At 48.1% G+C, this 19,469-nt stretch carries 15 protein-coding genes; 13 read left to right on the plus strand and 2 right to left on the minus strand.

Annotated elements, in window-relative coordinates; translation table 11 throughout:
* Window positions 1–3: 3 nt before the first annotated feature.
* The 5 genes from rpoN (at window position 4) to B7992_RS09185 (ending at window position 4,684) form a co-directional block, all read left to right on the plus strand.
* Window positions 4–1,674, plus strand: a complete 1,671-nt coding sequence (rpoN, locus tag B7992_RS09165) for an RNA polymerase factor sigma-54 (RefSeq protein ID WP_073161190.1) — start codon at window positions 4–6, stop codon at window positions 1,672–1,674.
* Window positions 1,675–1,832: 158 nt separating this feature from the next.
* Window positions 1,833–2,150 carry a ribosome-associated translation inhibitor RaiA gene (raiA, locus tag B7992_RS09170; RefSeq protein WP_073161189.1) on the plus strand — a complete coding sequence of 106 codons (318 nt, stop codon included), beginning with the start codon at window positions 1,833–1,835 and terminating at the stop codon, window positions 2,148–2,150.
* 34 nt (window positions 2,151–2,184) lie between these two features.
* The gene (gene hprK / locus B7992_RS09175) at window positions 2,185–3,216 is read left to right on the plus strand and encodes an HPr(Ser) kinase/phosphatase (protein ID WP_073161188.1); all 1,032 of its coding nucleotides are present in this window, start codon (window positions 2,185–2,187) and stop codon (window positions 3,214–3,216) included.
* Complete coding sequence (locus B7992_RS09180) at window positions 3,209–4,126, plus strand: MlaD family protein (protein ID WP_073161187.1); 918 nt, start codon at window positions 3,209–3,211, stop codon at window positions 4,124–4,126. The genes hprK and B7992_RS09180 overlap by 8 nt, the downstream gene beginning before the upstream one ends.
* Window positions 4,127–4,213: 87 nt before the next feature.
* Window positions 4,214–4,684, plus strand: coding sequence for a TraR/DksA C4-type zinc finger protein (locus B7992_RS09185; RefSeq protein ID WP_073161186.1), 471 nt, complete (start codon window positions 4,214–4,216; stop codon window positions 4,682–4,684).
* 110 nt (window positions 4,685–4,794) lie between these two features.
* On the opposite strand, the gene B7992_RS09190 is transcribed toward B7992_RS09185, so the two are convergent.
* Window positions 4,795–5,880 carry a serine hydrolase gene (locus B7992_RS09190; RefSeq protein ID WP_088666105.1) on the minus strand — a complete coding sequence of 362 codons (1,086 nt, stop codon included), beginning with the start codon at window positions 5,878–5,880 and terminating at the stop codon, window positions 4,795–4,797.
* A 48-nt stretch (window positions 5,881–5,928) separates the two neighbouring features.
* Here B7992_RS09190 and B7992_RS09195 point away from each other — a divergent pair, with 48 nt between their 5' ends.
* From B7992_RS09195 to B7992_RS09230, 8 genes are read left to right on the plus strand one after another with little or no spacing between them, the layout of a single operon-like run.
* On the plus strand, window positions 5,929–7,380 hold the full coding sequence (locus B7992_RS09195) for a response regulator (RefSeq protein ID WP_141100423.1): 1,452 nt from the start codon (window positions 5,929–5,931) through the stop codon (window positions 7,378–7,380).
* A complete protein-coding gene (locus B7992_RS09200) occupies window positions 7,367–9,598 on the plus strand; it encodes a response regulator (protein WP_073237473.1) in 2,232 nt (743 codons plus the stop codon). The genes B7992_RS09195 and B7992_RS09200 overlap by 14 nt, the downstream gene beginning before the upstream one ends.
* Window positions 9,595–12,288, plus strand: a complete 2,694-nt coding sequence (locus tag B7992_RS09205) for a response regulator (protein WP_088666107.1) — start codon at window positions 9,595–9,597, stop codon at window positions 12,286–12,288. The genes B7992_RS09200 and B7992_RS09205 overlap by 4 nt, the downstream gene beginning before the upstream one ends.
* A gap of 2 nt (window positions 12,289–12,290) precedes the next feature.
* Window positions 12,291–13,376 carry a BMP family ABC transporter substrate-binding protein gene (locus B7992_RS09210; RefSeq protein ID WP_073161182.1) on the plus strand — a complete coding sequence of 362 codons (1,086 nt, stop codon included), beginning with the start codon at window positions 12,291–12,293 and terminating at the stop codon, window positions 13,374–13,376.
* Window positions 13,369–14,460 (plus strand): BMP family ABC transporter substrate-binding protein, encoded by a 1,092-nt coding sequence (locus tag B7992_RS09215; RefSeq protein ID WP_073286990.1) that lies wholly within the window; start codon window positions 13,369–13,371, stop codon window positions 14,458–14,460. Before B7992_RS09210 ends, B7992_RS09215 begins: the two co-directional genes overlap by 8 nt.
* Window positions 14,450–17,080, plus strand: coding sequence for an ATP-binding protein (locus B7992_RS09220; RefSeq protein WP_088666108.1), 2,631 nt, complete (start codon window positions 14,450–14,452; stop codon window positions 17,078–17,080). Before B7992_RS09215 ends, B7992_RS09220 begins: the two co-directional genes overlap by 11 nt.
* Window positions 17,081–17,092: 12 nt before the next feature.
* The gene (locus B7992_RS09225; protein ID WP_073237463.1) at window positions 17,093–17,635 is read left to right on the plus strand and encodes an NUDIX domain-containing protein; all 543 of its coding nucleotides are present in this window, start codon (window positions 17,093–17,095) and stop codon (window positions 17,633–17,635) included.
* A 20-nt stretch (window positions 17,636–17,655) separates the two neighbouring features.
* Complete coding sequence (locus tag B7992_RS09230) at window positions 17,656–18,525, plus strand: patatin family protein (protein ID WP_249269400.1); 870 nt, start codon at window positions 17,656–17,658, stop codon at window positions 18,523–18,525.
* Here the strand turns inward: B7992_RS09230 and B7992_RS09235 are convergent.
* The gene (locus tag B7992_RS09235) at window positions 18,522–19,421 is read right to left on the minus strand and encodes a DMT family transporter (protein ID WP_088666126.1); all 900 of its coding nucleotides are present in this window, start codon (window positions 19,419–19,421) and stop codon (window positions 18,522–18,524) included. The genes B7992_RS09230 and B7992_RS09235 overlap by 4 nt on opposite strands.
* Window positions 19,422–19,469: the final 48 nt, after the last annotated feature.

The following is a 19,469-nucleotide window of genomic DNA, read 5'->3' on the forward strand; positions in this document are numbered from 1 at the left end:
TTTATGGATTTAGGAATGAACTTAGGCACGAGTCAGCGACTGGAGCAGACCCTTTCGCCCCAGTTGTTGCAGTCCATCAATATCCTTCAGAAAACGTCCCTGGAACTGGAAACCGCCATCAAGGATGAGCTGGAAAGCAATCCCCTTCTGGAACTGGATGATTCCATGCCTGACGAGGAACGTGAAGTTCGCGATGATGAACTCTCGGAATCCGGGGCGGAACGTTCTGGCGAATCCTCTGCTGACAATGACGCCTATGGCGATGCCGACGATCGTGAAAGCGGCTCTCTGGATGATAGCGCCCTGGTGGATCGCGGACTTTTGGATGGTTCCGATGGCGATGTGAATTACGAACAGCTTTTTTCTGACGGAACCGGTTCCGATGACGCACCCTTCAAGGACTTGAATGCGGGTAATGCTGAAGCCGATGACGAATGGGACCGCCCCATCAAGGATAACGGCAAGAGCCTTCAGGAACAACTTCGCGACCAGCTGATGCTTTGGTCTGGAACTCGCGACCAGCTGGAAGAACTGGCAAAAAATAACTGTTCTGAAAAGCGATTCCGTTCACTGGTTGAATACCTGATCGATTCCGTGAATGAAGATGGTTTCTTGCAGGTGGGCGAACAGGAAAACGCCCCCATCAATATTTCTGACGATGAATTTATCAATGAAATTGAAACCATGATTCGTGGCGAGAAGAAGCTGGAAGAATGTTCCCTTCCGGTGCAAGAGGCCTTGCATGTGCTGCAGGGTTTCAATCCTCGTGGAATCGGTGCCCGCGACCAGCGCGAGTGTTTCTTGATTCAGGCTTACGGCATTCCCAACTTTTCTCCCCTGGCCATCAAGATTCTTGAAAACTGCTATGAAGACCTTCTGGAACTTCGCTACGCCAAGATTGGAAAGGCCCTTGGCGAACCGACGGAATCTGTGCAGAAGGCTATTGCCAGCTTTGCAAGGCTGAATCCCCATCCGGGATTCTCTCTGTCTAACGCACGCATCCAGACGGTATCCGCCGATCTTAAAATTATTGAAAAACGCGGAAAGTTCTCTGCGGAAGCGGTCCGTTCCCCCATGCAGAAACGCCTTCGCATCAATCAGACCTACAAGGCCATTATCGACGACAAGAATGCCTCCAAGTCTGACCGTGACTATGTGAAGACCCACCTGAACAAGGCCATGGAATTCATGAAGGCGGTAGATAACCGCTACTCTACCATGGAACTGGTCATGCAGGCTATCCTTAAACGTCAGAAGGAGTTCTTCTCTAAGGGCCCTGCCTTTTTGAAGCCCATGGTGCTGCAGGATATTGCAGACGACGTAAAGCGCGATGTGAGTACCGTGAATCGAGTGACTAACGGAAAGTTTGTGGATACCCCTTACGGTGTTTATGAACTGAAGCGTTTCTTTACTTCGGGTATCAAGCAGAAGCCCTCTGCAGGGAGTGCCGAATCCAGTTCCGGAGCCGAAGAGGAAATTCTCGGTTCGGCCCAGGTTCTTGACGCCATGAAGAAGATGATCGATGAGGAAGACAAGCGAAAGCCTCTTTCTGACCAGGCTATCTCCGACAAACTTGCGGAAATGGGAATGAAGGTGGCTCGCCGTACCGTTGCGAAGTACCGTGAAAATTCCCTGAAGATTCTTACGGCAAGTCAGCGCAAGATCTTAAAGTAAATTCAATGGGCCTGCACCCCCATTATTCCAAGTTGGAACATTTCTTTTATACAAAAATGACGGCTCCTATTGGTTTTCTGAAGTAAAAAGATGTATATACCTAAACGTGAGGCGCTTCGCCTCGCAGATATTCACTTTTTTCTACGGAGGTTTTTACTATGGATATTCAGTTTTCTGCTCGCCACTTTAACGCATCTGCAGGTCTCCAGGATCGTATTCAGGAAGAAATGGACAAGTTAGCTCGCTTCTACCCGAATATCACAAGCGCCTCCGTCGTCCTTGATCACGAAGTTGAAAATCGCCGTCATTGCGAAATCACCGTGAACATTGTTGGCTCCCAGGTTGTAGCCTCTGCCGACGAAGAAAATATGGGCAAGGCCGTGGATGTAACCCTCGAACGTGTCAAGGTCCAGCTGAAGAAGGCGAACGACAAGCAGAATGACCATCGTGCACAGCCTATGTCTGACGTCGTCTAAATACAGCCGCGCTAAAATTGTATAATTTTAGTCTATGGCTGAATCAAGACTGAAAGATATCAAGATCCTGCATCGGGAACGCTTCCTGGTGCGGGACTTTTTTTGTCGGTACGGCAAGGACCTGCAGATGGCCTGCCACACTGCCGAAAGTTTTATGGACGCTCCCATTGCGGAAAGTGGTATTCACAGACCCGGCCTCGCCATGGCAGGCTACACGGCGGTTTATAGTTCCCAGCAGATTCAGGTCGTTGGACATACTGAATGGAACTATCTGGAATCAATCGGTTCTGAAGGTCGTGCCAAGGTTTTTGAAGGCCTGAAGGATTTCAAGGCTCCCATGTGGGTGGTGACGCATGCCCAGATGCCTCATCCGGAACTGAAGGCCATGTGTGAACGCCTGGGAATACCTCTGTTCTCTACGACGCTCCATACCTACGAATTCATCAAGCTGTCTCAGCGTATTCTTGAAGAATTTTTTGCACCTCACGCCGTGATTCACGGAAGCCTTGTGGACGTGTACGGTATCGGTATGCTGTTCGTGGGGGACAGTAACGTAGGTAAGTCTGAATGCGTGCTGGACCTGGTAGAAAGCGGTCACCGCATGGTTGCCGATGACGTAGTCCATATCAGTCATGTGGGCCGTTCCATTATCGGCCGACCGGATCCCCTGATCAAGCATCATATGGAAATCCGCGGTGTTGGCATTCTGGATATCAAGTCTATGTTCGGTATTCACGCAATCCGTAAGACCAAGAAGATCGAAACCATCGTGGAATTGCAGCAGTGGCGCCAGGAAGGCGGTTATGACCGTACTGGCCTCAACGAGCAGCAGGAAACCATCATGGGCGTGAACATCCCGAAGATCGTCATTCCGGTGGCGCCTGGCAAGAACCTGACGGTGATTTCCGAAGTCATTGCCATGAACACCTTGATGAAGATGAACGGGCACAATGTGGCGGAAGACTTTAACGAAGCCCTCATGCAAAAGATCAAGGCCAAGGCCAAGGGCGAATACGTTGAGGATTTGCTAGATTTTGACCCGGAGAACTGGTCATACTATGAATAGATTCGTGAGGCTTGTCAGGGAAAACATCATTCCCTCCATCGTGTTCGTGATACTGGTGCTGGCATGTGCTGGCGCCTGGTATTACTATCACCCGTCTAGCCCCTACCATGCCCGTTACTCTTTCGTGGTGCGTTACGATGCTATCGGTACGCTGTCGCCGGGGAACCCGGTGAAGGTTCGCGGTATCGGTGCCGGCGAGATTACCAAGGTGGAGTTGACCGAGGATGCTGTGTTTGTGACGGCGCGGGTCTATGCAACCACCAAGATTCCTGTCAATTCCGAGTTCAGGTTGATTAACTCTGGCTTGATGGGCGAACGTGAAATGTGCGTTCTAACCGGGGATGATTCCCGCCTGATCCATGATGGTGATACCTTGAAGGGGCACTATGATGAGGGTACGTCGGGTGTGGGCCTCAAACTGGTGGGAATGCTGGATGACGTCGCTGAAATCAAGGACGCCCTGCGCATGTTCGTGGATTCCGTTTTTCAGGGTGACATCGGCAAGAGGACCGAAAGGGTTATCAAGAAGGGCAAGAACGTAATCAGTGTGGCCGAGAAGGACGTCAAGGCCTGGAAGTCCGATGCGGAAGCCATCTTCGACAAGCTGGATGAAGACTTGAACAAGGTGAAGGAGGCGCTTGACGGCGTTGTGGTGCAGGGTGGCTCCAAGGTAGGCCAGGTGGAGGAACTGCTGGGCCGAGTAGACGCCTTGCTTCTTAAGTTGAAGGACATGAAGGACCAGAGCGCTAACCTTTTGATAAAATTGTCCAAGGATGACAACACGGCTGGTCTGATTTTAGATCAGGATGGCGCATTCGGCAAGAGCATAGAAAAGCTGACAGTTGACATAGATGCCCTGCTTTCCGATATAAAAAAGAACGGTGTCAAGCTTAATGTGGACATTTTCTAATTTTTTTTAGTAGAAACAAACTATTTTGTAAAAAAAAAGTTATTTATCACTCTATTGATAGAGTAATTCACAACCAAGGAGTTTACCATGGCTGAAAAGAAACCTGTAAAAATGAGCGACGCTGATCTCAAGTTCTTTGAAGATATGCTGATTGAAAAACGCCGCGAAATCGTGACCGCACAGAGCGAGTCCGAAAAGGCGGAGACTTTCAAGAGCCAGGTCCAGGCTGGTGACGGTGGCGAATCCAATAGTGCAGACCTTGCTACCGACTACAACGCTCTCGAAACAAACTTCGAATTGGCTGCCCGCGAAGGCAAGTACCTGGTGTACCTGGAAGAAGCCCTGAAGCGTATTAAGAAGGGTACGTTCGGCATCTGTAAGGTTTGTGGCCAGCTGATTCCCAAGGCCCGTCTGATGGCTGTTCCTACTGCTACCAAGTGCGTAAACTGTAAGGAAGAGACCAAGAAGAAGGAAAAGGAAGATAGCCGTCTTGAAATGGCTCGCCTGTTGGCTGAAGAACAGCGCCGCGAGATGATGAAGCGCAATGCCAGCAAGTAATTGCCTTTAGTGCGGTCTTTCTCTAGAGATTGAAAAAAGCCCCGTAGGTCCGGTAGGACTTGCGGGGCTTTTGCTGTACCTATGGAGGTTGTCTGCGGCTTGTGGGGCGGCTAGCCGATGTCTTCGAAGAAGGCGTCGGCCAGGGCGGCACGGAAAGCGTGGATGCGGTCTGCGTTGGCTTCGCGATGGGGATAGGTGAAGTTGCTGAGGAGGACCACGGCAGCACCCTTGTGGGGGTCGGCGACGATGCTTGCTCCTGTAAAGCCCGTCTTTCCGAAGGTGCGTGGAGAGCATTTCGTTCCCATGAACTTGGGAGAGTTCAGTTCCCAGCCTAGGGCGGTACAGGCGTTGACAGGACCTGCGCTTGTGTGGTGGCCTTCTGTGTCGAAGGCGTTGGTGCTGACCAGTTCCAGCAGGCCTGCCGGGGCGATCCGCTCGCCGCTGACGGGGTCGGTGCCGTCGTTAAGAACCATCTGGACGAACTTCAGCAGGTCCGGTACGCAGCTGAACATGCCGGCGCTCCCTACAGGGAAGAGCTGTCGCAATACCCAGGCGCTTTCATCGTGGATTTCTCCCTGGATTTCGCGGTTCCTGAATGCGCAGATTTCTGTAGGGGCGATTTCTTCCTTGGGAATTCTGTTGAAGTCCCTTGTAAGCGGATCCCAGCCACTGCGGTTCATTTTTAACGGATCAAAAAAGGTTAGACGTCCCTGTTGCTGTAAATCCATACCTGTAAGGCGGCTCAGGATAATGCCCAGAAGGACGCTTGCCGGATTGCCGTAGTTGAAGTCTGCGCCCGGTGGAGCCTGGAACTGGTAATTGTAGAGGGCTTCCAGGATTTTTTCGGCCGGAAGTTCCCGCAAGGTTTTCATGGGGGCCCTGTAATCCAGGCTGTGGGTCAAGAGGTGGAATATCCGGATTTCTTCACGATAGTTTGTCCTTAATTCCGGAATATAGTCGATGACCTTGGTCTCGGGGGATAGCCGCCCTTCGAGAATGTGGCAAAGCGCTAGCGTTGAAGTGGGGCATACCTTGGTCAGGCTTGCAATGTCGAAAACGGTGTCTTCCGGAGTGCCCAAGTGAAGGATTTTTCTTGTCCCGTCTGGGAGGATGAACCCGGCGACGGCCTTGTTGAATATGCTCTGGGCCTTTGCTTCGTCTAAAAGGTTGCTCAACTTGTTTTCATTAAAATTCATAACCCAAAAATATAATTCATAAATCTTATATTTTGCTTGTATGGATGTTTGAGGTTAAGGAAGACTGTAGAAGGAGCCGATATGGAAGGGCGAGGGAAAAAAATCCTGGTTGTAGACGACGATCATCTATCCATGAAGATGACTGAACAGATCCTGAAAGGATTTTCCTTTGAGGTCTTGACAGCCAATTCAGGGGAATCTTGCCTCGATGTATTGCGTCGGTCTCAGGTGGACCTTGTTCTCCTTGATGTTGAAATGCCGGGACTGAATGGCCTGGATACGTTGAGGCTTATTAGGGCCGAAGAAAAGATTAGAAGTACAAAGGTCGTTTTTCTTACGGGTACCATCGATGGTGAACGAAAGAGGATTGCCCAGTCGTTGGGTGCCCTGGATTTTATACAGAAGCCCATTTTGCCTGTTAGCCTGGTAGAACAGATTTCCAAGGTTTTCCGCGAAACTTCTAGGCAGTGCATTCTTGTGGTTGATGATGACAACATGAACCTTCGTTTTGCTCAGCGTATGCTGGGGAGCTATTACGATGTGTCTTGCGTGTCTTCGGGTAAGGCTGCCCTTGAGTATCTGAAGACTTCTACTCCTGCCCTGGCCCTGCTGGATTTGCATATGCCGGAAATGAACGGTTTCCAGTTGCTGGAGCAGATCCGTTTGCTGCCGGACGGTGACAAACTTCCGGTTGTCTTTTTGACTGCGGACAACGATCGTGAAACCGAAATTCAGGTGTTCAAGGCTGGCGCCCTGGACTACATCCAGAAACCTTTCGTGGCGGACGTGCTGTTGCACCGACTGAACCGAATTCTCGATTTGAAGCGCTTGCAGGATTCCCTTCAGGAAGAAGTGGAAAAGCGTACTGCGGAATTGAGCGATAGTCGTCGCAAGGTGGCCAACTTGTCATTGCAGGTGGTTACGACTCTTGCCAGTACCATTGACGCCAAGGATAAGTATACCAATGGTCATTCAAGACGCGTGGCCAAGTATTCCCGTGAACTTGGGAGACGTATGGGTAAAACTCCTTCTGAACTGGAAGAGATTTACTTTATTGCCATGCTTCATGATATCGGCAAGATCGGCATCCCCGATGCCATTATCAACAAGACCAGTCGGTTGACTGATTCTGAGTATGGTGTCATCAAGGCCCATCCTTCCATTGGTGCGGAAATCCTGAAGAATATTTCTGAAATGCCCAATATGGAAATTGGCGCCCACTGGCATCATGAACGTTATGATGGCACGGGGTATCCCGACGGATTGAAGGGTGATGCTATTCCTGAAATTGCAAGAATCATTGCTGTCGCAGATGCCTATGATGCCATGACTTCCCGTCGTAGCTACCGTAGTGCGCTTCCTCAGGCGGTGGTCCGTGCTGAAATCGAGAGGGGACGCGGCCTACAATTCGATCCGCAGATTGCAGACTTGATGCTGGAAATGATTTGGGAAGACGCTGATTACGAAATGCGCGATGAGGGTTTTTATGGAGAATTCTAAGTCTCGGTTGCAACAGTTCAGGCAGATTTTTTTCGATGAAAAAATCGAGATTCAGACTCGTCTTCTGAATCTGATCCTCTGGGCTGTTCTGGTGGGTGGCTTTGTCATTTCGATGTTCGTGCTTTTTTTCGAAAGGGATAAGTACGGGCTTATTATTCTTGCTCTTCTTGCGGTTGTTTGCGTTGGACTTGTGCTGTCGGTAAAGAAGCATCCTCAGCTTGCTGGTGTTGTGGTGACTGGTGGCGCAAACGTTATTTTCTTTCCGTTGATTTATCAGAATTTGGGTGGTCTTGAGAGCGGTACGATTCTGTGGTTCGTGCTGGGACTTATTTTTGCCTTCCTTACGTTGCGTGGTGCGCTCAGCTATATCGTGTATGTGGTGGGGCTGGTGTCGCTCAGTGCCTGTATCTTTTACTTTGACGTACATCCTGGTCTGCTTGCAGAAATGCCTGCCGATTTTAGAATCAGGAATATGGTCATCTCGCTGGCCATTGTGTCTGCAATTTTCGGAACCATCTTTAAGTACCAGGATTACGCCTACAGAAAGCAGAACCGTTTGCTACTAGACCAGGAAAAGAAACTTCGCGAAACCATGGAAGACTTGAAGGTGGCGAGCCGCGCCAAGTCTGAATTCCTGGCGAACATGAGTCACGAAATTCGCACTCCTATCAACGGTATTCTGGGTATGAACACCATGCTGTTGAAGGAATGTAATGATGATAATTTAAAGGAGTATGCGCTGAACATTCAGAGTGCAAGCCATACTCTGCTTTCGATTATCAACTCTATCCTTGATATTTCAAAGATTGAATCCGGAAAAATGGAAATTTTGCTGAACAACTATGAGTTGTTCTCGGTTTTGAATGACTGCTATAACATGGTTGTGACGAAGGCCGAAGACAAGAACTTGAACTTCCGTCTGGATGTGGATGAAAATCTCCCGGTCGGACTTTTGGGTGATGAAGTTAGAATTCGTCAGATTATAAACAACCTGCTTTCTAACGCAGTGAAATACACCGAACAGGGATTTGTAAAGCTTACGGTTGGTTTTGAACCGTTGGATTGTGATACCTTGGAAGTTGGCTCCAAGATCCTGTTGAAAATCGCGGTAAGCGATTCGGGTAAGGGAATCAAGTGTGAAGACCAGAGCAAACTCTTCCAGATGTTCCAGCGCATTGACGAAATGAAGAATCGCAATGTGGAAGGTACCGGGCTCGGTTTGAATCTTTCTCGCAAGCTTGTTGATATGATGGATGGCGAAATTCACGTCATCAGTGAGTATGGCTCGGGCTCCACGTTCTTTGTCAGCATTCCTCAGGTTGTAAAGAATCCTGATAAGATGGGTAACTTCTCCGAGAAGTATCGTTCCCTGGCATCAAAGCAGGAACTGCCCAAGGTTCATCTGGAAGCGGCCGGCAAGCGCATTCTTGTGGTTGATGATGTCAAGATGAACCTGAAGGTTGTGGAGGGCTTGCTTAAGGATACTGGCATGCAGGTGGATGCCGTCTTGAGTGGTCGTCAGGCCCTGGAGATGGTCCAAAAGAATAATTACGACATGATTTTCCTGGATCACATGATGCCGGAAATGGATGGCGTGGAAACCATGCGTCTGATGCGGAGTCTTCCGGGAAATAAGAATGAAAAAGTCCCGGTAGTGATGCTTACCGCCAATGCGATTATCGGTGCCAGGGAATATTACCTTAAGGAAGGGTTTAGCGACTATCTGTCAAAGCCCGTTCGTGAGCAGGAACTGCTATTCCTGATTAGGAAATACCTGAATCATTCTGATGGAAACGAAAAAAGAGTAGATGGTGATTCCTCTGCTGAAAGCTCCAGCGCTTCCGACTTAAAGGAAAAGAAGTCTACTTACGAAAAGATTTGTACTCTTCGCGAACTTGATGCCCAGTCCGGCCTTGAACTGTGTATGAACGACGAAAGTTTCTACATCGAAATGCTGCAGGAATATCTTGCCGGAAACAAGAGCGAAGAACTGGAAAAGTTTTTCGTTGCGGCAGACTGGAAGAATTACAGGATTGTTGTGCACGCCCTGAAGAGCACTTCTCTTACCATCGGTGCAAAGAAATTGTCGGAAGAGGCCAAGGCTCTGGAAATGGCTTGCTCTTCTGGAGATGTTGCCTTCGTGAAATGTAATCACGGCTCGATGATGAAGAACTATCAGGTGGTGATAAAGAAGATCAATGAGGCTCTTGGTTTATGACATCTAGAAACGGTGCAAGAGAAGGGCGTTATGTTGCATACTACATCATTGTGATGATGTTGTTTTTGGGCTGCGTCGCTCTATGTGCAATGTTCGTTTCGAAAAATTTTTTGAGACAGAATGAGCGGGATGCCGTTCTTCTTGCTGATTTCAAGCACCGTCAGAATGCCGAGGCCTTGAATGACTTTCTGTATAGGGCAAGTTTTGCGCTAGAGTCGGCCGCGATGATTGTTGATCATCTGATTGCCTCCGGCGAACCTGTCGAAAAAATCCAGGAATTTATGGCCCTGGAAATGAAAAGGGCTTCTAAGCAGACGGATTCCCTATCAGGCAATGTGTTTGGAGTTGTGAATGGAGAGTTTGTTCACGATGGAGACTGGCTTCCTGGCGATGAGTATATGCCGTTGCGTAGACCCTGGTATAAGGATGCTGTGCGTACTCATGGTCGTGTTGTCGTTGGAAAACCGTTTACCAGCACTAATTCCGCAAAGCCTGTAATCTCCTTTAGTAAGAGCCTGTTGGACGAAAAAAATGTGGTCGCATTTACTTTGCCCTTGGCGAGCTTGTCCCGTTTCATCGCCTCCAGAAAAGAAAAGGTTGGCGATATCTGGATGGTTATGGATAGGGATGGCCTTGTTATAGCCAGTTCCGGTGAAATTCGCCAGGGCTTTGATTGTCTTTCTTCTGAAGCATGGGGAATGGATGAAGAAAAGCTTGCTCGTGAAATTTTGCTGGCCGGTGAAAAGCCCTTTGAATTTGTGTACCATAAAGACAAATATATGGTTTTCTCCATGGCTGTCCAAAATGGTTGGAACATGGTCTCCCTTGTTAAAAAGAGCCAGGTCTTTGGCCGTTCCCGTGTAATTCTGGTGCAGGTGCTGGTTGTCTTTGGTTCGATCTTTATTGTAATCGTAGTGCTTTGTACAATCACCTTGATCAATCGAATCCGTGTTGTCAGATCGGTACGTAGAAAGTCTGACTTCCTGGATTCCGTAGCCAAGGAACTTAGGACGCCTCTGAACGGAATTCTGGGGATGACTCGAATTCTCCTTCGTGATGCCCGTGATGAAAGTGTTCATGACTATGTTAAAAACGTGCAGGTCGCCTCTATAGGACTTTTGTCTGTCGTTCATGAAGTTCAGGAAATCGCGAAAATAGAAAGTGGCGAATTTGTATTGAATCCTGTGCAGTATGAATTGTATTCGGTGCTGAAGGATTGCTTTGATACGGTTTCGCCAAGGGCTACCGCCAAAAATTTGCACTTCTCCCTGGAATGTGATCCTGATATTCCGTCTAGCCTGTGGGGTGATGAAGACCGAATCCGTCAGATTATTGTGAACCTTCTGACCAATGCCATCTTGTATACGGAATTAGGTGAAGTTCGTCTGATTATCAGTTATGATGTGATTCCCAATCAGGGTGAACAACGTCTGGATGAATGCATCAATCTGAAAATTACGGTAAAGGATTCGGGCGTGGGAATCCGCGACGAAAATACGGATTCCATTCTCGGATTGTTCCAGATGACGAATGAACCGAAACCTGCCGGAACTCGATTTAGTCTTAGCCTGACAAAAAAACTGATTTCCATGTGTGGTGGCGAAATTATCGTGAAGAGCCGTTTTGGTGAGGGCGCTACATATATGGTTTCGATTCCGCAGCTCGTGTTGAATGTTGAACCTATGGGCGATTTTGCGACTCGCTATAAGAACGGTTCTGAAAAGGAATCGCTGGGCTCAGAAATGTTGTTTGCTCCTGCTGCCCGCATATTGGCGGTCGACGATGCAGAATTGAATCTGAAGGTGATTCGTGGTTTGCTGAAGGAAACCCGCGTTCAAATCGATACGGCATTAAATGGGTCTCAGTGTCTGGATATGGTCCAGGTAAGACATTATGATCTGATTTTGCTTGACAATATGATGCCTATGATGGACGGCCGAGAAACCTTTGAAAGGATGAAGCGCCTCTCTGTCAACTTGTGCAAGGACACTCCTGTGGTCATTATGATTGCAGGCCCTGTTCCTGTAGATAAGGAATCCTATTTGAGTGTGGGCATTGCCGATTATATTCCTAAGCCGCTTATGGAAGAAGATTTGCTTCGTGCCTTGAAGTGGTATTTGCCCAAGCATTTGGTTCTTACCCGAGAAGACTTGAATATGTCTCCCTATGAAGAGATGTCCGCTAAGAACCTGGAAGAAGAAACGTCGGCTCTACTGGCCACTTATGACAAGGTGAACGGATTCTATCAGGTGGCTTCTAGCGAATCTGAAAAGAAGAAAAAGCGTGAACTTGTTGGCGACCTGGAATTGGATATGGTTACTCCTCAAAGTCCCAATGAGCGCCTGTCTGTTTTTGAAGATGTCCTGGATGTTAAACTTGGACTGGAAAACTGCATTAATGACGAGGAATTCTTTAGGGAAATGCTTTCTGAATTCCTGCTGGATGACAAGCGGAAGGAATTGGAACGTGCATACGATTCTGGTGAATGGATGAATTATCAGATTCTGGTTCATGCCCTTGGAGGTACTGCCCGCACAATTGGTGCCGAGGAATTGTCACGAGATGCCAAGTCGATCGAGATGGCTTGCAAGGAAGGTAAGATTGACTATGTGCGTAAGAGGCATGTTGAACTGATTGCTTCATATGCCAATGTTCTTCGAAAGATTCGTGAAGGATTGAACGCAAAATGAGAATGGTAGGCTTTGTATTTGGAAGTATCCTGATGATCATTGCCATCGGCATTTTGATGATGCAGGATAAGAAAGTTGAGACCAATGTGACTCTCCATCGTACGAAGGTGGCCGTAATCATGAACGGCTCGCGAAATGATCACAGCTGGAGCGAATCTCATTATGAGGCCATGGAGAAAGTTGCTGACAGGCTTAATCTGGAAGTGCTCTATTATGAGAATGTGTCCGAGGATTCCCTGACGGAACGCATTATGGAATCTGCCATAAAAAAAGGAGCTCGTATTGTTGTGGCCAATTCCTTCGGGTTTGGAAAAACTGTAATGCGGATGGCCGAGAAATATCCTGAAGTCAAATTTATACATGCGTCAGGTATCGATTATAAATCTAACGTATCTACTTTCTTTGGACGAATTTACCAGATGCGTTATTTGTCGGGAATCGTGGCAGGTCTTACTACGAAGACGAACGAAATTGGTTATGTGGCTGCATTTGATATTTCTGAAGTGAATCGTGGAATAAACGCCTTTGCGCTGGGAGTCGCCAAAGTGAACCCCGAAGCGAAGGTTTTTGTGGGTTGGAGTCATTCCTGGGAAGACTCTGCCTTGGCTGCGGATGCGACTAATGACTTGATTAATAAGCATAATATAGACGTGTTGACGGTCCATGTGGATGCCCTGAGCCCTTACGATATTGCAGAACATCGGAATATTCGGATGATTGGGTATAACCTGGATAATGGAAACCGTTTCCCGAGAACGTTTATGACAGCCCCGGTATGGCGCTGGGAGAATTATTACTCTCCCAAGATCATGGCTATCTTGCAGGACAAGTTTGTTGGCGATCATGCCTGGCTTGGTGTTGATAGCGATATTATTGGCCTGGCTCCAATGACGGCTCTTGTTCCGGATTCCGCAAGGAAAATCGTTGACGTAGAATTCGAACGTTTGAAATCTGGCGCCTACGATGTCTTTTATGGCCCCATTGAAGATAACCATGGAGATGTTCGCGTAAATGATGGTGAAAGCATGACCGATGTGGATATGCTTGAACATTTTGACTGGTATGTGAAAGGGGTGGTGAATGAATAAATTGTTATGGACAATTCCCCTTGTCTGCATCATCCTGACAACGGTCATTATTTCGTCGATTTTGTCTTTTGGTAGCGAAAAGGAGACTCCTGAATCAGTGATAGGAGTCATTATGCCCGGCCGCGTGAATGAATTGGGCTGGAACGGCATTCATTACAAGGGTATTGCGGAAGCCGCCGAAAATTTGGGCGTAAAAGTTTTGCTGGTTGAAAATGCTCGTGAGAACTCGGGACTTTGTGCAGCTGCAATTGATAGCCTTGTTGAGGCTGGCGCAAAGATGGTTATTCTTGGCAGCTACAATTATCCGCAGGAAGTCCTGTCAACTATACGTAAATATCCCAAGGTGATGTTCTTCTCTTACCTGTCCATGTCGGATGAAGAAAATTACAAGGTTTATTTTGCGAGAGTTTATCAGGCCAGGTTCCTTTCCGGAATTGTTGCCGGCCTGTCTACGAAGAACAACAAGATTGGCTATGTGGCAGCCATGAATAATAATGAAGTGAATCGTGGAATAAATGCCTTTGCGCTGGGCGTTGCCAAGGTAAATCCCGAAGCAAAGATTTTTGTTTCGTGGACGGGTGCCTGGGATGATGAGGATATTGAAAAGGATAATGTGAATCGTCTGGTGAATGGTGCAGGCGTTGACCTGGTGGCATATCATCAAAATCAGGATTGGGTTCTGAAGGAAGCCGAAGTGATGGGCGTGATGTCCATCGGTTATAATTTGGACTCTTCTTCCTATTCGCCTAATGTGCTGACATCTGTCTCGACGAATTGGGAAATTGTCTACAAGTCCATCATCCAGGATTACTTTCAGAAAAAGCAAAGTCTGTCTAATTATTGGATTGGCATAGAAACTGATGCCGTAGGGTTGTCTTTTTATTCTTCTCTCGTAAGTGATTCTGTCAAGAACGTCTTGAACGAGACTGTTCTCCAGATGAAAAGTGGGATGGATGTTTTTTCCGGTCCGATTTATGACAATAAGAAGAAAAGGCGTTGTGCCAAGGATGAAATTGTCAGCGATCAAATTTTACGTGATAGTATGGATTGGTTTGTGAAGGGGGTGGTCATTTATGAAGACTAGTATTCGATTGAGGATGATCCTTTGGATGGTGGCGTTTGCCTCTGTCCTGTGTCTTGTGGCCGGTTTGCTGCGTTTTAGACTGGATAGCCTTTTTTATGGATATGTTTCAAGCCAGGTATCAAAGCAGGCTGCCATCATGGCTGAACTCGTGGATGAACGGGTGAGCGTCCAGCTTGAATTCCTGTCGGGAATTTCTAGGGAAATGGAAAAGGATAGTTCAAGAATGTCCGTAATCCTGGAAAGCTACCGAAAGGAAAATGGGATTTCCTATGGAGTGTTGAATCTAAAGGGAAAGCTTATTGTGGGTGATACGTCAGTAACGGTTTCGCCTGCCGATTTTTCAAGCATCGCCCAGTCATTTCGAGGGAATGAGGCTGTCAGCTATAGCGAGGGCAAGGGCTTCCTTTTTAGCGTTCCCATATACCATGGTAGAAACGTTCGTTATGTCCTTTATAAAATCTATAGCGAGTCTGAAGTTCTTCGCTATTTCGACAATCGCTGTTATGATGGGGAATGCTATTCTTCGATTCGTAATGCCGATGATCAGGTGATTGTGGGTTCGGCCAATAACCCGCTTTCTGAAAATCCGATTTGGCAGAACGGAAACTTTGATCCCATTCGCGTTCAGCTGAAAAAACTTCTGAATGTTTCTATTGCCGCAGCCGTACGCGAAGATGTGGGCGGAAAGGGTTACTTCTTCTTTATGGCGGACTTGAAGCAACCTGGTCTTTCTCTTGTTGGCATGGTTCCCGAATCGGTTGCCGCAAAGGGTGTTGAAGATATTACCCTCCTGATTTTCTGGGTTTTCGGAATTTTGCTGCTCTTGTTCCTTATCGGCTTTGGCTTCATATTTGTGTCGGAACGTAAGGCGGAAGAAAATGTGACCTTGAGAGAAGCGAAGGTCCTGGCGGAAAAGGCAAGCCTGGCCAAGAGTCAGTTCCTGGCTAACATGAGCCATGAAATTCGTACTCCGATTAACGGAATTCTGGGTATGGATACAATGTTGCTGAAGGAATGCAAGGATCCGACCTTGAAGGAATATGCCCTAAATATTCAGAGTGCGGGCCATACGCTGCTTTCGATTATTAACGACATCCTGGATATTTCCAAAATTGAATCGGGCCGCATGGAAATCGTTCCTGTTGAATATGACTTGTTCTCTGTGCTCAATGAATGCCGTAACATGGTGTCTATGCGCGCCAACGAAAAGTCGTTGGAACTTCGTGTAGAAGTGGATAAGTCCATGCCATCGGGCTTGATGGGTGATGAAGTCCGTGTGCGTCAGATTATCAATAACCTGTTGTCGAATGCGGTCAAGTATACTCCCAGTGGAAGCGTAATCTTGAGAGTGTCTTACGAACGGAACAATATGGGTTCGCAGTTGGGTTCTCCGGATCTCCGTACCATCAATTTGGTGATTGCCGTTCAGGATACTGGTATTGGAATTCGCAATGAGGATGTCGACAAGTTGTTTGTGACGTTCCAGCGCCTAGAAGAAAAGCGTAACCGCAATATCGAAGGAACGGGCCTTGGCTTGAATCTGACTAAGCGTCTTGTTGACTTGATGGGTGGCGACATCCAGGTGGAAAGTGAATATGGAAAGGGTTCTACGTTTATCGTGGCGATTCCGCAGATTGTGAAGCGTAGCGAACCTATTGGTGATTTTAATGAACGTTGCAACAAGGCAGTGACGGTTGATATTTCCCGTAACCGCTTTAGGGCTCCTCACGCCAATATCCTGGTGGTTGATGACGTTCCCATGAATCTTCGTGTGATGAGTGGCCTCTTGAAGGATACGCAGGTGCAGATCGATACTGCACTCAACGGAATGGAAGCTCTGGAAAAAATCAAGCGCAAACATTACGATGTCATATTCCTTGACCATATGATGCCTGTAATGGATGGTATGGAAACGGTTTCGCTGATGCATACCCTTTCTGGACATCCGAACGAGAGTACGCCTGTAATCATGCTGACCGCCAATGCCGATAAGCATGCCCGCGATCTGTATTTGCAGGCGGGATTCTCTGATTATCTGTCAAAGCCGATTCGCGAAGCGGATTTGCTGGGTGTCTTGCTGGACTATCTGCCGTCTGACCTTCTCGTGATGGTTGACCAGCCTAAGCCTGTTGCGGAGCCCAAGTCGTTGGATGACCTGTATCAGACTCCTGTAGTTTCTGTGCCTCTTGCAAATAAGGAAAAAACTCAGCCGGAAGAAAAGTCTCCAAGATATGGAAAGGCTTTGAATATTTCCAAGGATCTGGTGGATCTTTCTGCAACGGGTTTTGTGGATGTAGAAATCGGTCTAGGCTATTGCATGAATGATGAAACGTTCTATCGCGAAATGCTGACCGAATTTGTGAAGACCAATAAGGAATCTGAATTGAATGCGTCCTTGAAGGATGGCGATTTCGAATCCTATAGAATTTGCGTTCACTCCCTGAAGAGTACTTCCTTGACTATTGGCGCAGTGGAATTTTCGAGCCGTGCCAAGGCCATGGAATTTGCCTGCAAGGATGGGCATTTTGACTATGTGCAGATGCATCATGACGCGCTGATGGCCGAATATCGTAACTTCTTGAAAGTCCTTACGGATTTTGCCAAGGATCATCGGGCATGATGAGGTAATAAAATGACTGAAGAACAGATTGATGTGTTGAATCCGGATGGAACTTTCGCTGGCTATTCCCGTGGCCGTACTGAAGTACACGAGAAGGGCCTTTGGCACAGAACGGTGCATATCTGGGCTTTTGACAAGAGCGGCCGTATTCTGTTTCAGCTGCGCGCCGCTGTAAAGGAAAACAATCCGGGGCTTCTGGATACCAGTTGCGCAGGCCATATTTCTGCGGGCGATAGTAGCCGTAATGCCGCTGTCCGTGAATTGCGGGAAGAGTTGGGCGTTACGAAAACCGCCGAAGAACTGGAGTACCTTTTCGAGTCTGGACATGAGAGCGTGCTGAACGGTGGCTCCTATCTGGACAATGAATATTACGACACCTACAAGATTGTCCTGTCTGATGAAGAGGCCGCTAGCCTTGTTCCCCAGCCTGGCGAAGTGGACGATTTTGTATGGATGACCCGCGAAGAATTTTTTGCGAAGCATAAGCTGAATCCCGAAAAGTTCGTAGACCATCCCAAGGATTATGCCTGGCTGGAAAGCAACTTGGTGTTTTAACATACTGAAGGAACGATTATATGGCAATGTTTAAGGATGTAGCTCTGGTTCTTGAAGGTGGCGGCATGCGTGGCGCCTATTCTGGCGGCGTGTTGGATATTCTGTTGGATCACGGGATTAAGTTTGGCGGTTATGCAGGAACCTCTGCCGGCGCCACCCATATCTGCAGTTTTCTGTCGGAACAGCGCGAACGCAATATGCGCATCGATACGGTCCATTCCAAGGATCCGCGGTATAGCGGTTTCAAGTATCTGTTGAAGGGCGAAGACTTTTTCCCGAGAGAGTTCTGCTACGTTACCATTCCCCGCGAGATTGACATCTTTGACTATGCCAAGTTCGAAGAGAATGCCCATATTTCCGATTTTTATTCTGTCTGCACGAACCTGGAAACGGGCGAAGGCGAATACCTTCTGACCCAGGATGTGGACAAGGGCGACGGTCTTGAATGTGTTCGCGCTTCGGCATCCTTGCCGCTGGTCAGTAAGATTGTGGAACTCCGCGGTAAAAAACTTCTGGATGGCGGCATTGCCGACAGCATCCCCTTCCAGTTCATGGATAGCAAGGGTTTCAAGAAGCAGGTGGTCATCTTGACTCAACAGGAAGGTTATGTCAAGAAGCCCAATTCCATGATCCCGCTGTTCAAGCTGATGTACCGCAAGTATCCGAAGTTCGTTGCCGCGGCTGCTACTCGCCATATCCGCTACAACCAGGCGCTGGCCACCTTAAAGCAGTGGGAAGGTGAAGGCAAGTCCTTTGTGTTCCGCCCCAGCGAACCGTTCCAGATCAGCCGTATCGAAAAGGATACCGAAAAGCTGAAGGAACTTTACAAGATGGGCCTGCGGGATGGCGAGCGCTTGATTCCCGCTCTCAAGAAGTTCCTGGAAGGTTAGCGTTTATATTCCGCTAAAATCATCCCAGTTATAATGGCGACCGCCCCTGCGATTGCCACGGGAGAAATGTATTCCCCGATGGTAATGACCGCCGTGATCATGGTAATGAGGGGAATGGCGAAAATGTAGTTGCTGGCGAGAACCGTCCCCAGTTTCATCATCACCTTGTTCCATATCAGGTAGCCGAACAGGTTGCTGAAAATGCAGAGGCATAAAAAGTTTCCGATGACCACGGGTTCCCGGAACGCCTCCCATGGGATGTTGTGAGTTTGCCCGAATAGGGTTGAACCCGGGATTCCTATGCCGTCAAGAATCATCAGCGGCAGGGACGTAAGTACCCCGTAAAAGAAAATCTTTCGAATGGCGAAACTGGTGCTGTACTTTTCGCGGGTCTTCTGGGTGCTGAAGGCGTAGAATACCCAGGACACGGCGGCACCGAATGCCAACAGGTCGCCGACAGGTGAAAGCTTCAGGATGAATTTCCCGTTCAGAACCACCAGCGCGGCACCCAGGAAGGTGACGATACTTCCAAAAATCTGGCGCCGGTTCAGACGCTCCGCCTTGTAGAGCAGGCCGCCAACAATCATGATCATCAGGGGGTTGGTACACACGATCAGCGACACGTTGCTGCTTGGTGAAAGCGACAGTGCGGTGTTTTCTGCCCAGAAGTAAGTGGTGCAGCCGGTAAAACCTCCCAATAAAAATTTGAGCTCATCTTTCCAGCAGTCAGAAAAGAACTTCTTGTGGTTGGCGATCAAAAGCATCAGGTAGGTTGTCGCAAATCGTATAAAGAAAATCTGGATGGGGGAAAAGCCGTGCTCGATCAGAACCTTGGTGCTGACGAAGCTGGTACCCCAGAAAATCATGGTGACAATTGCGAGTAGGTGCCAAATCATGACTTCAAAGATAGAAATTCTGTTTTTGGTTTGATAAGCATACGGGAA

This window comes from Fibrobacter sp. UWH1, from assembly GCF_002210365.1.
In the GTDB taxonomy this organism is placed as follows: domain Bacteria; phylum Fibrobacterota; class Fibrobacteria; order Fibrobacterales; family Fibrobacteraceae; genus Fibrobacter.